Below are 13903 nucleotides of genomic sequence, written 5' to 3'. Positions count from 1 at the left end.
TGGGGCTTTACCGACGCCGCCCTTTGTGCATTTCACGCCTGCGATAATTGGGATGTGGCGGATAAAGGGTTTAGGGAAAAGGATAATAATTCTGGAAGACTTTTTCGGATTCGCCCATCAAGTATCCGATTCCTGAAGGTTTTTATTGATTGTTCCCTTATTGAACAATTGATTCAGGTGGATGATGAGTTAATCTGCCTGTGTTACACAGATGAAATCTGACACGGGGTGGGTAGCTGATTCTATGGGCAAGAAGGTGCTGGTGGCCGGGGGGGCCGGCTTTATCGGTTCACATATCGTTGATCGCCTTGTGAAGCGCAGCGATATGGACTCGTTGGTCGTCGTCGACAATTTCTGGACCGGGGTTCCCGACAATCTTGCCGGAATCACCGATCCGCGTCTGCATTTCGTCCAGTGCGATGTGGAGAATTTCGCAACTGCGGAAAAGTTCGATGAAATCCTTCACCTCGCTTCGCCAGCTTCGCCGCCGTGGTACATGCGTGAGCCGGTTCGCACGATCAAGGCCAACTTGCTCGGTGCTCTGAACCTGCTCGAAATGCTCGCTCCGGGTGGCCGGGTCAGTTTCGCCTCGACTTCCGAAGTCTATGGTGACCCCAAGATCACGCCGCAGCCGGAAACCTACAAGGGGCAGGTCGACTGCACCGGTCCGCGTTCGTCCTACGATGAAAGCAAGCGTTGCACCGAATCGCTGCTGTTCGAAATGCATCGCACCCAGGGTGTCGACATTCGCATCGTGCGGCTGTTCAACGTCTATGGTCCGCGTACGCGTCCCGATGACGGGCGTGCGGTCTCCAATTTCCTGAGCCAGGCGCTGACGAACGGCAAGCTGACGGTCTATGGCGACGGGCAGCAGTCTCGCAGCTGGGGCTATGTCGACGACATCGTCGATGCGCTCGAACGCTATTTCTGGCTCGACGACATCGACTATGTCGGCCCGCTCAATGTCGGCAACGATCGCGAAGTGTCGGTGATCGACATCGCCAATTACATCACCCAGCTTGTCCCGGGCACCATCGTCGAGATGTGCCCTCCGATCCCGCAGGATCCGACCAACCGGCGTCCCGATCTGACGCTGTGCCGCAAGATCCTGCCCGGTTGGGAGGCGCGGGTATCCTATGAGGAAGGGATCAAGCGGACTTTCGAATGGTTCCGCGACACCGTGATGAAGGGCGCCGAAACAGAGGCTCCGTCGCCGATTCGCCTCTGATCCATTTTCAAGAACACGACGATCGCGCCGATCGTTGCCGGGCGAATTCCCCGGTGACGGTCGGCGCGATTGTTTTCGCGAGGGGCCCGACGTGAAAGCTCAAATCTGGAAACGAGGTTTCGGGCCGAACGTCAGGTCCGGCCCGCAGGTCAGGCGCGGCGGGCGCTGCCGAGATAACTCAGCTTGAAAATCGCGCGCTGAATGAGGTGGATCGGCCTTTCGAACAGGCTGAACAGCAGGCCGTGCACGACGACGCCGCAGCTATAGACGGCGACATAGAGGAACGGCGTTTCCTGATGCGGCAGGGCCGCCAGCATTCCCGGATAGAGCGTCAGCAGAACCCAGCCGTGCATCAAGAGGATCGGCAGCGACGCGCGTCCGAAATAGCGTGCGACGGCGCCGGGCGCCGTCCGGGCCGTGCGCTGCGCAATCCACAGCAGGGTGACGACGAACAGGATCTGCTGGGGCACATAGACGAAGATCGAGCCGTATTGGCCGATCATCGGCTGGGCCGCGAACAGCGGGTCGCACGTCAGACACGGACCCAGGCGCCAGAGACCGTGCCGATTGACGAGTGCCAGCAGGACCGTGCCGACAAGTGCCGTAGTCCCCGCCCAGTTGGGCAGTTTGCGCATGTCGGGAATGCGGGTGCCGATCAGGAAGAACAGCGTCGCCGTCGGCCAGTTGCGCCATTCGAACACGTTGTCGGGAATGCCCAGATGCTGTCCGGCGCGGATCGCCAGCACCGTGATCCCGACGAACAGGGCAAAGAGAAGCCGCGACCGCAGGAACGTGTAGGCATAGAGCCGGGCCATCGCCAGCGCGATGAAGAACCACCCCACGAAGCTCGACGTGTCGGTGCCGGTGATCAACGGCACGACCAGTCCCTTCACCGCGTCGAGCGGCGTCGCAAAGGCATGTCCTGCTAGCAGGATGGCAAAGCCGCCGATATGCGAGACCATCGCAAAGAGCAGGAAGACCAGCGATTGCCGCAGGATCGCGCCAGGTCGCTTGCCGCGCATCCCCGTCGCGGACATGCCGGCCAGAAAGAAGAACGCCGAGACGTCAGGCACCAGCAGTTTGAGCACGTAATGGGTCGCGTGGGCATCGGGGCCGAGGTATTCGGCAGTGCCGATCATCGCGTGGATGAAGAACACGAACGTGAGCAGCCAGCCGCGTGCCGCCGTCAGAGTCTCGTCGCGCGATCTCGATTGCGCGCGGACGCAGATGCCGTTGCCCAGAATGCGTCGGACCGCCTGTCGCGCCCGTGTCGAGATGCGGCGGTCGGGGACGTAAGGGCGCGGCTCGACCGGGGGCGTGGGGCGTTGCCACTGCTGCTGCCCTTCGGAATAGTGCGCCATGTAGTCCAGATTGCCCAGGCGGCGCAGGCCTTCGAACCATTCCCAGCGCCAGGCTTCGCCACCGTACTTGTCATGGGCAAGCCAGGGGATCGTGCCGTAGGCCGCACGACGGGCAAGGAACGGGCGCAAGTGGTGCGCATTCCATCGTTCCGCCGCCGGGGACCAGGGCATCGTGCCGACTTCGCGGTGGCCGTGGACGAGCCGGACCGAAGTCGGGCGTCGTTCCCGCAGCGTCTGTTCGGCCGCGTCGATACCGTGGGCAAGGTCGATTTCGATTTCGGCGTGATCGGGGCGATGGATCGGCTCTGCCGAGAACCGTTCCCAGTCGTTGCCCAGGGTTTCGAACGCACCACGCAGATAGCAGTATTCCAGCAGGGCGTTCTTGAGCCGACGGCGCAGCTTCACCAATCCCAGCCGTTCGAGCTTTTCGAGGAGGCCTGGCCCGGCCTTGACGATGCGGTCCGCCAGAAAGCCGGTCTTGCGCACGAAGCTGATCTTGCGTGATCGTCTGGCACCGGGGCGGCGCAGCATCCGCGCGACGCGCAGCGCGGCCGCGATGTCGGGGTGCTTGATCGCCATCAGGGCGTCAGACTGGCCCTCGTGCCGGGCACGGCGCAATGCGCTCGAAGGAGAAGCGGTAAGATGTTCCTGGTGCCAGCCCAGGGCATCGGGGGCATAATGCAGTTCCACCCCCATTTTCAGCAGCCGCACGCCGAGTTCGAGGTCTTCTCGGGCATGGGAGAATTGCGGGTCGAGGCCGCCCACGGCATCCCACGTGGCGCGGGCCATCGACAGGTTGCCGGTCAGGACGTCGGTATAGGTATAGCGGTGGCCGGGACGGGCGAGATTGTCGAAATGGGCCTGCCACCACCGCTTGATGCTGAGTCGGAAGAGGTCTCCGGCCGGGACCGGCTCGGGCGGATAGGGCCCGAGAACGGCCCGCCCGGGCGCTTCCCGCAGGGCGGCGACATGGGCCGCGACAAGACCTGGGGTCGGGATCACGTCGTCGTCGAGGAAAAGCAGGAATTCGCTTCTTGCGGCACGGGCTCCGGCATTGCGCGCGCGCGACGGGCCCTGTCCCGGCAGGCGGACGATTTCGATCGGATAGGGCGCGGCGTAGCTCGCCACGACCCCTTCGGTGCCGTCGGAACAGCCGTCGGCAACCACAATGACCTCGAACGCAGGGGTTCCTGCAATCTGTCCGGCCAGCGCATCGAGCACTTCGCGCAGCAGGCCGACGCGATTGTGGGACGGGACAATGATACTGATTTCGGGCCAATCAGAGCCGGGCATGGTCACTCCGTCGGGCTTTCGCCCGCGCTTGCAGATAACGCCAGGGGCCAGCCAGGGCTCCGCGCGCCAGCGTGCGCGCGGTGTTGAAAGGCAGCTTGCCGTTTCGCCGTTTGTGCAGGGATCGCACCATCCACGGGAGGTTGCCCTGCATCCAGCGCAGCAATTGCGCGAGCGCGCGCGGGTCGCGTTCGAACAGTGCGCCTTTCGTGATGATCGCGAACGAGCCGCATTCATAGCCGAACATCTGCTTTTCCAGTTCGGCCATGGTCCGGCGATGCCGGTGCCAGTTCAGCGCGCGCGGATCATAGGCGATCCGATACCCTGCCTTGAGCAGGCGGCGGAAGAAATCGGTCTCGTCGCCCGCCATCGCCCTGGTTCCAGCGCCGAGTGCGTTGTCGAAGGGACCGATGAGAGCGACCGTGGAGCGGCGGATCGCGATGCTCACCCCCGCACCGGCGCGCCAGCTGTCATATGGGTCGGTGGTGATGCCGTCGTGGACGATCCGCTTGAACCCGCGGCCAAAGCCGCCGACGCGCTGGAACGCGACTTGCGCATCGGTTTCCAGTTCGAGCGCCATGGTCAGGCCGCAGGCCGCCATGACCAGCGGATCCTCGAAATTGGTCAGCAGCATCCGGAGCCAGAGCGGGTCGGCCATGGCATCATCATCGGTAAATGCGACGATCTCTCCGGTTGCGGCCGCGATTCCGGTGTTGCGCGCATAGTCGAGGCCCGGCCGGGGTTCGACGATATAGCGCACGCCCGGATGGCGTTCGACGACCAGCCGGGTAGCATCGGTCGCCGGTGCGTTGTCGACGACGAGAATGTCGGTCGGGCCGGGCATTGCGAGCAGCCCCTGGAGGCAGCGCTCCAGATCGTCGGGGCGTTCGCGCGTGCACACGACCACGGTCGCGTCCGGGAGCCGTTCGGGCATCGGGTCGGCGGCCGGAAGGCCCAGTTCGCGGTTCAGCCAGCGTTCCCAGAAGCCCGATCCGGTTGCGAGCAGGAGGCGCTCGCGCAAGGGGAGTTCGTGGCCCGGCCCGTTGTTCCACAGCACGGCTTGCCCGCATGGAATGCCGTCGAGCCGGACAAGGACCATCGCGCCGTCATGCCGATCCTCGATGTCCAGCCGGTCGGGCAGGTGGTCGATGTCGAGGTCGAGCACCGCAAGCGACATCAGCTGTCCCCGGGGGCGGCAAGGCCCGGTTCGGCATCGTCCACCATTCGCCAGCCGGTCGGAGGGTTGAGATAGCCCTTGAGCGTGATCTGGCCTCCGATTTTCAGCGGATAGACTTCGGCATGGTAATCATAGACTTCGGACCAGTCGGACGAAAACAGGCCGAGCGTGACGTGATAGGTTCCCGGCGCGAGATCCATTCGCCACAGATCGATCTCGATCGTGCCTGCGGGCATCGTCAGCGTGCATTCGCCCAGTTGCGAGCAGGTTTCGAAGACGCAGGTGTCGTCGTCGGCATAGATCCCGACGAGTGCGATCGGATTTTCGATCGTCTCCTTGCCCTCGTAGGAAAAGCGCAGGCGCAGCATCTGTCCTGCCTGGAGTTCGTCGAAGCTCTCGCCCTGTTCGGTCCGGAACTCGACCGAATGGAGGCGCATGTCGCCCGAGCCATAGCGGTTGACGCCGAACGCGAGCATCCCGTCGTCCTGGCGGAATTGCGGCGGGGCGACCTGTTCGGTTCCGGCGATCTTTGCGTCGACCGCCGAATTGTAGAGCGCGAGCGTTTCCCGAAGCGGGCCATAGGCGACCATCCGCCCGTTGCTCAGCAACAGGACATCGTCGCACAGATCCTCGATCTGCGAAACGTCATGGGAGACGAGAAAGATCGTGCATCCCGATGCGCGGATGTCGGCGACGCGGTTGAAGCATTTCTGCTGGAACGCCTTGTCGCCGACGGCCAGAACCTCGTCGATGAGCAGGACTTCGGGATCGGTGTGCACGGCCACGGCAAAGGCGAGCCGCATGCGCATGCCCGACGAATAGGTCCGCACCGGGGCGTCGATGAATTCTTCCAGTTCGGCAAAGGCGACGATGGCGTCGAACTGTGCGGCGATCTCGGACCGCAACATGCCCGCGATGACGCCCAGCACGAAGACGTTTTCCCGCCCGGTCAGGTCGTCGGTAAGGCCGACGCCGATATCGAGCAGGGCGCCGATGCGGCCATGGACCGAAATGCTGCCTTCATCGGGTTTCCCGACGCCGCCGATCAGGCGCAGCAAGGTCGACTTGCCCGCCCCGTTCAGCCCGACGACACCGACCGCCCGGCCGCGCGGCACGCTGAACGTGATGTGGCGAAGACCCCAGAAACTGTGCCGGTGTCCACGGTTCCGGCTGAGCACGAAGCCCTTGAGCGTTGTCGGACGCCCGTCGCGGGCGTCATAGCGTTTGCCGAGGTCCTTGACGACGATCGCGCCCTGTCTCATCCGCCCGTCCCTTAAAGTTCGTCGACAAATCGGTTGCTGACCCGGTCGAAATACCAGTGCCCGAACAGCAGCAGCGGAACGCTGACCATTGTCACGTAGCCGTAGATCCACAGGGGCGGCCAAGTGTGGTCGACGAAAATGGCGCGATAACCTTCCAGGATCCAGGCCATCGGATTGAATGCCGTCAGGAACCAGTAGTCCTGATTGGCGTCGATGGGGCGATAGAACACCGGCGTCACATAGAAGCCGAGCATCATGGTGATGCCCACGAGATGCTCGATGTCGCGAAAGAAGACGTGCAGCGATGCCAGGATGTTGCAGATCGCCAGCGTGAACACGAACTGCGCGAGGATGAGCGCGGGCAAGGCCAGCGCGGAAATCGGCGGCGGGCCGATCTGGATCCACGAGCTGACGAAGAGCAGCGGCAGGGCGAGAATGAAATGCACGCCCTGGCTCAGGATGGTGAGTGCGGGCAGCAGCCTGACCGGAAATCCGGGGCGCCGCACCATTTCCCGTGATCCGACGATCGAGACGGCCGCCGATGTCAGCGACGAGCTGAACCACGCCCAGACAAGAACGCCGGTGAAGACGAACGTGGTGTAGTTCTTGATGTCGAGCGGCAGGATCGAGCTGAACACCGTCGCGAAGATCGCAAGCTGAGCCAGCGGCTTCATCAGCGACCAGCCCAGGCCGATCGCCGAACGCTGGTACCGCACCTTGAGGTCGCGGCTTACCAGTTCAAACAGCAGGTCGCGCCAATGAAGCATGTTACGGGACAGCTTCATCCGTGTTCCCCGTAAAGCGTATCGTTAAGGATACGCATGATCCGAAAATGGATATTTATGGTGAACATTGCCCGGTCTCCGACACAGGATCTATCGTGCGGTGCGGCAAAAAAAAAGGGCCAAACGACAACAAGGCGATAACAGAATTCGACGCGTCATGACGTCGGGTTGTAATCGGTTCGTCCCGGTGTATTCTGGCAATGGTTAAGGGTTCGGGGTGTATCGGATCAACAATGCCGACCGTATCGTTCATCATCCCCGCCTTCAATAACCGCGACACTATCGAGCGGACGCTGATGAGTGTGCGGTTGCAGCGTCAGAGCGACTGGGAAGCCATCGTCGTGGATGACGGATCGTCCGACGACACCCCCCGTCTGGTCGCCCGGCATGTCCGGGAAGACCCCCGTATCCGGTTGATCAGGCAGGATAACCAGGGGGCCGGGGTGGCGCGCAATACGGGGCTTGCCGAGGCGCGTGGGGATTGGGTCGTCTTCCTCGATTCCGATGATACCGTGCCGCCCGACTATCTGGTCGTCATGCTGGATGCGGCCCTGCGGACCGGTGCCGATCTGGTTCATTGCGGCTGGCGCCGCAAACTCGACGGCGTGTTGTGGTGGAACCCTCATCCGGCTCGTCCGATCGACGATCCGGTCCGGGCGACGGCGCGCGGATGTCCCTTTGCGATACATGCGGCGATGACACGGCGCGAATCAATCGTCCGGCTGGGCGGGTTCGACCCGGCCTTGCGGATCTGCGAAGACTTCGACTTGTGGCAGCGTCTCGCCCGGACCGGCGCTCGCTTCGCGCCGGTCGAAGGATTGTGGGTCGACGTGCATGTCCGGTCGGGCTCGCTTTCGGGGGACAGTGCGCGACATCTCGCCGACGGGTTCGCGGTCATCCGGCGCGGCCATGGGCCCGATCCGCGCGTTTCCGATCCTGCGCCGGGGCTCGCCGATGGCGCTCCGCTTTCCGAACTGCCCGAGGCATTGTGGTACCATGCGCTGTGGATGGCGGGGGCCGCGATCGGACGCGGGGCTGACTTGCGCGGGCCCCTGCTTGACCTTGCCGCCGAATTTCCTTTCTCCGTGTCCGATCGCCACAGTGCGGCCGCTGTGGTCGAGGATGCCCTCGTGGTGGGAGCGGCCCGACCGGGCGCACCCTGGCCGACTTTGTGGGATGCATTCGGGGAAGCGATCACCGCCCTGTTCGATGGGCTTGGCGCGGCCGAGGATCGGTTCGGCGTGGCGGCAGGCATCCTGCGCCTGATCGAGAGGCGGATCGTGGCGCATTGCCCGCCGGGGACGAATGCCCGGATCGGTAGCCGCTATCTTCTCGGTGTGGACCTTGCCGATCCGGTTCCCGGTGTCGAGGCGCCGGGGATCGAGCGCCTCCACGTCGATCTTCTGTACGAGGGACGGCGGCTGGAGCGGTTCGAAATGGCCGTGACCGATGGTGTCCGCGCCCATGATCTCGGGATCAAGATCCGTGGCAAGGTTCGCGGATTGAACCTGCTCGATGATCTCTGGGCCTTGCGCCTTGGCGGGAAAACGAGCGAACTGGGGCGAACCCGGTTGCGCACGGTCGGGCGACGGATGGCCGAGACGCAGTCGGATTTGGATGATGCGATGTTCTGGGACATTGCCGACGTGCTGGTTCCCGAACGCCCTGCGGATGGGGATCTCCCCGTGCGTGCCGACTTCATCGCCAGGATCTTCTTTGAAGAGCGCGATGCGATTGCCCGGGACGAACCGCGCTTGCCGGATGTGCCGGTCGAGGACGTGCGAACCGGGCCCGAACTCCACGAGGAAGTCGACTATACCGACGAGGCCTATTGGGAAGACATCTTTTCCAACAAGGATCCGTGGGACTATTCGAACCCTTACGAGGCGCTGAAATACGACCAGACCATGGCCCTGCTCGATGGTCGCCGCTTCGACAGCGCGCTCGAGATCGCCTGTGCCGAAGGGGAATTCACCCGCAGGCTTGCCGGGACATGCGACAGTGTGCTTGCGACTGACATCGCGCCTTCGGCGGTCGAGCGTGCGGCGAGGAAGCTGGCCGGACTTGGCAACGTGACCTGCCGCCGCCTTGATCTGCTGCGCGACAATCTGGTCGGGCAATACGATCTCATCGTGTGCAGCGAAGTGCTCTATTATCTCGAGGATGAAGAGGTGCTGGGGCGGTTCGCGGCAAAGGTTGCCGAACATCTGCGTCCGGGCGGCTGGTTCGTGACCGCCCATGCGCGTCTTGCCTCCGACGAGCCGGGCCAAACCGGTTTCGGATGGCCGCATCCCTTCGGTTCGCGCAGGATCGGCGCTGTCTTTGCCAACACGCCGGGATTGGCGCTGGACTGCGAATTTTCGACGCCGGTCTATCGTATCCAGCGGTTCGTGAAGGTCGATGGGCCGGACTTGCCCCTTCCCGAGCGTCGCGAAGGGCGCATGACACCGCTCTTGCCTCAACGCATTGCCCGGATGGTGAAGTGGCGCGGCGGGCGCGAAGTGCCCGTGGCCGACGCGTGGCACGATTTTCCCATCCTCATGTATCATCGGATCGTCGCCGACGGGCCGCCTGCACTGGCGCAGTGGCGCACTTCTCCCGAAGCGTTCGAAGCGCAACTGTCATGGCTGCGGAGGAACGGCTGGCAGGGCGTTTCGCTCGACCGCATGGTTCAGGCGATGTTCGCCGGAATGCCGCTGCCCGAAAAGTCGGTCATGCTGACGTTCGACGATGCGACCCGCGACTTTCTCGACAGCGCCTTGCCGCTGCTGCATCGCTATGGCTTTCCCGCGACGCTTTTCGTCCCGACGGGCAAGATCGGTGGCGCGGCGGATTGGGACGGCAAGTATGGAGAGCCCGCGCCGATCCTCGATCTGGAGGAAATCGTCGCCCTGCAGGACCACGACGTCAGCGTGTGTTCGCACGGCGTCCGCCACTTGCCGCTGACCGCACTGGGCACCGAGGCGCTGTTCCATGAACTGATCGGGTCGAAAGTCGTGCTGGAACATGCTCTTGATCGCGAAGTGAACGCGATCGCCTATCCTTATGGCGATTTCGACTGGGCCGTCGGCGATTGCGCGGGCGAGGCGAGCTATGCTTTCGGCTTCACCTGTTTCGATGGTTTCGTCACCCGGACCAGCCATCCGCTGGTCCTGCCGCGTCGCGAAGTCGTGGGCGGGATCGATCTGGCGGCCTTTGCACGGATCGTCGGCGGGGGCTGAAGGCGGCGGCTAAGTTCCGGTGCTGTCGAGGCTTTCGAGCCAGCTGAGCAGGCGGTCGGAGCGGCGGGTCCGCCATGCGCCGTCCGGTTCGTCGGGAGCATAGTCGTGAAATGGGCGCGCCTGTTCGTTGTGCGGCTCCGTCATGCGGCTGCGCAGCGCGGAGAACTCGCGCAGCACGGCCTCGATCGCGGCGCGGGGAGAGCTGGCGAAGGCCGCTCCCAGATGGCCGATCGCGGGTAGCACTTTGCCACGGCGCAGGCGGTTGCGGGCCAGTTCGACCAACAGTTCGGCCCGGCGTCGGGCAATGACCGGCAGGGCGCTGGGATATTCCGTGGCGAGTTCGTGGCGCATGATCGCATACATTGCCAGATGGGCCCGCAACATTCGCTCGACACCGGTCGAAAGGCCGCCCCGGCTCAGGCGGTAACCGGTCAGCCAGGCCGGGACGCAAGCGAAACGATGCGTGCGGGCGAGCCGCAGCTGGAAGAGGTAGTCCTCTGCCCCCTGTTGTCCGGCGCCCGGGATCGGCTGGGCATAGCCGACCGACCGCGCAAGCTCGGCAGGGACAAGGATATTGCTGCCGTTGGAAATGAAATTCCATTCGAGATGGCGATGCAGCACCTGGCCGGAAATCCGGGGCGAAGGGGATACCGGGACGACACGATCATTGTCGTCGATCCGCCGATACCAGTTGTAGACGAGCCCGGTGCCGGCGGGAGCGGCCCGGATCGCGGAAAGCTGGCGTTCGAGCTTTTCCGCGTGCCAGATGTCGTCGGCATCGAGCGGGGCCATGAAGGCGCTGCTCGCTTCGGCCAGCGCGCGATTGCGGGCGGCACAGACCCCGGCATTGGCCTGGGACAACACCTTGATCCGCGAATCCTCGCGCGCGGCTTGCTCTGCCAGCGAGCGCGTCGCGTCGGTCGAACCGTCGTCGATCACAAGGATCTCGATGTCGGAGACCGTTTGCCGTTGTGCCGAGGCGATCGTGCGGGCGATCGTGGGCGCGGCGTTGAAAGCGGGAATGATTACCGAGACGATTGCAGTCATTCCCGATGACGTCCCCTGCCTGCTTGCGATCGGCCTGCTTGCGATTGGCCTGCTCGCGATCGGCCAACTTGCGATCGGTATAAGGCCGCGCGCCGATTGACCGAAACGACCTGCAATGCGTTGATTGCAGGTCCGTACAAGATGGCGCTGCGCCTATGCCGCAAGACTTGTGCTACCGTGAAAATGACAGTCGGAACAGAGGTGATTGCGCAATGACGAGCAGGTGTCGGACGGTCCGGGCGGGGGGCTTTGCCATGGTCGGGGCCGTTGCCCTGTCTGCGGGGATGGCCTTGTCCGCAGGGATGGCACGGGCCGGGGCGCTCGAGGAAGTCGTTGCGACGCCGACCTATGATCCTGCACCGGAACGATCCGCGCGAACGGGGCTCTCGCTGCCGGTGGGGCGCTGCGTCAATCTCGGCAATACGCTCGAGGCGCCCAACGAGGGGGACTGGGGCAAGCGGATCGACGATCGCGATTTCGACCGGATACGGCGCGGCGGTTTTGCCACGGTCCGCTTGCCGGTTCGCTTTTCCGGCCATGCCGGGAAAGAGGCTCCCTATCGGATCGACCCGGCTTTCCTTGGCCGGGTGCGCCATCTGGCCGATAGGGCTACGGCCTCGGGCCTCAACGTGATCGTCGACCTGCATCACGACGACGAGGTCATGACTGATCCGGTCGGGCAGCGGGATCGTTTCGTGGCGATGTGGCGCCAGATCGGGACGGCCTTTGCCTCGGCGCCGCCCTCGGTGTGGTTCGAATTGCTGAATGAGCCGAGGGAGCGCCTGACCAATGCGACGCTGCCTGATCTCTGGAAACCCGCGCTTGCCGCCGTGCGCGAGGAAAACCCCGAAAGGCCGGTCATCCTGGGGGGCGGGGAGACCAGCTCGCTGCCTTCGCTCGTCGATCTGGAATTGCCCGACGATCCCTTCGTCGTTCCGACATTCCACTATTACGATCCGATGACCTTCACCCATCAGGGGGCGACGTTCATCCATCCGACGCCCAAAATGGGCGCGCATTGGAACGGGGCGGCAGATTACCGGCGGCTTGCCGACGATCTTGTCGCCGTGCAGGCCTATGTCACGCGGACCGGACGCGTTCCGTTCGTCGGCGAATTCGGCGCGATGGAGACTGTGCCGGAGGACGAGCGCGCGCATTATTATGCGACCGTCAGTCGCGCCTTTGCCTCGATCGGGATCGCGAGCTGTGCATGGGCCTATCGCAACACGTTCCCGATCGTCGATGGCAAGGGACACTGGCTTCCCGGGTTTCCCGATGCACTGGCCCGGCCGCTCGATCGGCAAGAGCACGATGCCCGCTCGCCCGGCTGATCAGCCCGTCGCGAAAACGGCGCCCACTTCATATGGGTAGACCGGTGGCGGGGCTGAAGAGGCTTCGGCGTCCGGCAGGAACTTGATGAAGCGCCAGCGGACCATTTCCCACCAGGCTTCCGGCGCGACATGGAACAGCAGTTTGAGCGCGAGCATCGGCGCGTGGGGCGCGACAAGCGCGGCGAGTTTGACGACGGTGCCGAACTTGCGCTTGTGCACGGCCCTGCGCACGACCCAGCGGCCATAGATCGCCAGTCCGGTTCGGATCGCGGGCATCTTGTCCGGATGACGGCTGCGCAGTTCCTTCAGGACGATCAGCCAGGAACGCAACATGCGCGGCAGATTGGTGGACATGGTGACCGGCAACTGGCGATAGCCGATCTGGTAATCCTCGACGACGCCGAATTCGAAATGGGCCGCGACCCGGCAATAGAACAGGATGTCCTCGCACCCTTGCGCATTGGCGGCCCGCAAGGCGGGTTCGAAACCGTTGGCCGCCTCGACCGCCGCCCGCGTCACCAGCACCGAGCTGCCGTTGCCGATGAAATTTTCCCGGATCAGCGCATCGAGCACCTGCCCATGGAATTTCGGACCCGGCCCGATCCATTCGACACGGTCGTTGCCGTCGATCAGCACGTACCAGGAATAGACCAGCCCCATGCGCGGGGCGCCCGCCTTGAGAATGGCGAGTTGGCGTTCGAGCTTGTCCCGGGTCCAGGTGTCGTCGGCATCGACGAACGCGAGGTAATCGGCTCGCGCTTCGTGCCACCCGGTATTGCGGGCGGCGGCGACGCCGGCGTTTTTCTGGCGGATGAGCCGGACGCGGGGATCCTGTGCCGCGAAATGCTCGACGATGGCCGGGCTGTCGTCGGTCGAACCATCATCGACGACGAGAATTTCCATGTTGGTGTGGGTTTGGGCCAGAACGCTGCGCAATGTGGCATCGAGCGTCGCTGACGCATTGTAGGACGGTATGATTACCGCAACCAGATCCTCATCCATGCAAGTCCCCACTTGAACTGGATTATGTGCCCCTGCCGAATTTGGTAACTCATGGCCCGCGTGAAAGGAAGCGGGATGTCCGGCAAGGCAGAGGGATGGTGTGCCGTTTGTGTACGCAATTTCATGGCCGGTTCATTTTATCCATGTCCCTTTCGCCTTTATAATCGGTTACGGTTCTGCCGGTTGCATGGAACATGAG

The 13903-nt window shown here is 63.7% G+C and carries 9 protein-coding genes; 3 read left to right on the top strand and 6 right to left on the bottom strand.

From position 1 onward, the window contains the following. The first annotated feature begins 211 nt into the window (after positions 1-211). Positions 212-1228: an NAD-dependent epimerase/dehydratase family protein gene (locus tag Y88_RS10225; RefSeq protein ID WP_232281021.1), complete on the top strand. Its 1017-nt coding sequence runs from the start codon at positions 212-214 to the stop codon at positions 1226-1228. Between the two features lie 149 nt (positions 1229-1377). Here the strand turns inward: Y88_RS10225 and Y88_RS10220 are convergent, their stop codons facing one another. Genes Y88_RS10220 through Y88_RS10205 form a run of 4 tightly spaced genes read right to left on the bottom strand, consistent with a single transcriptional unit; the run spans position 1378 to position 7103 of the window. Further along, a complete protein-coding gene (locus tag Y88_RS10220; RefSeq protein ID WP_018075652.1) occupies positions 1378-3882 on the bottom strand; it encodes a glycosyltransferase in 2505 nt (834 codons plus the stop codon). Beyond that, positions 3869-5056 (bottom strand): glycosyltransferase, encoded by a 1188-nt coding sequence (locus Y88_RS10215; protein WP_008068878.1) that lies wholly within the window; start codon positions 5054-5056, stop codon positions 3869-3871. The genes Y88_RS10220 and Y88_RS10215 overlap by 14 nt, the downstream gene beginning before the upstream one ends. After that, a complete protein-coding gene (locus Y88_RS10210; protein ID WP_008068876.1) occupies positions 5056-6318 on the bottom strand; it encodes an ABC transporter ATP-binding protein in 1263 nt (420 codons plus the stop codon). The genes Y88_RS10215 and Y88_RS10210 overlap by 1 nt, the downstream gene beginning before the upstream one ends. Before the next feature lie 11 nt (positions 6319-6329). Continuing rightward, positions 6330-7103: an ABC transporter permease gene (locus Y88_RS10205; protein ID WP_008068874.1), complete on the bottom strand. Its 774-nt coding sequence runs from the start codon at positions 7101-7103 to the stop codon at positions 6330-6332. 233 nt (positions 7104-7336) lie between these two features. Between Y88_RS10205 and Y88_RS10200 the strand changes: the two genes are divergently transcribed. After that, a complete protein-coding gene (locus Y88_RS10200) occupies positions 7337-10324 on the top strand; it encodes a glycosyltransferase (protein WP_008068872.1) in 2988 nt (995 codons plus the stop codon). A gap of 9 nt (positions 10325-10333) precedes the next feature. Here Y88_RS10200 and Y88_RS10195 read toward each other — a convergent pair whose 3' ends face one another. Beyond that, positions 10334-11371, bottom strand: a complete 1038-nt coding sequence (locus Y88_RS10195; RefSeq protein ID WP_008068870.1) for a glycosyltransferase family 2 protein — start codon at positions 11369-11371, stop codon at positions 10334-10336. 212 nt (positions 11372-11583) lie between these two features. On the opposite strand from Y88_RS10195, the gene Y88_RS10190 reads away from it, so the two are divergent. After that, positions 11584-12702 carry a glycoside hydrolase family 5 protein gene (locus Y88_RS10190; RefSeq protein ID WP_232281020.1) on the top strand — a complete coding sequence of 373 codons (1119 nt, stop codon included), beginning with the start codon at positions 11584-11586 and terminating at the stop codon, positions 12700-12702. Here Y88_RS10190 and Y88_RS10185 read toward each other — a convergent pair whose 3' ends face one another. Further along, positions 12703-13704 carry a glycosyltransferase family 2 protein gene (locus Y88_RS10185; protein WP_008068865.1) on the bottom strand — a complete coding sequence of 334 codons (1002 nt, stop codon included), beginning with the start codon at positions 13702-13704 and terminating at the stop codon, positions 12703-12705. Between the last annotated feature and the right edge of the window lie 199 nt (positions 13705-13903).

The sequence above is a fragment of the Novosphingobium nitrogenifigens DSM 19370 genome (assembly GCF_000192575.1).
In the GTDB taxonomy this organism is placed as follows: domain Bacteria; phylum Pseudomonadota; class Alphaproteobacteria; order Sphingomonadales; family Sphingomonadaceae; genus Novosphingobium; species Novosphingobium nitrogenifigens.
The sequence above is the reverse complement of the archived record's forward strand: the minus strand, read 5'-3'. Positions and strand labels throughout refer to the sequence as shown.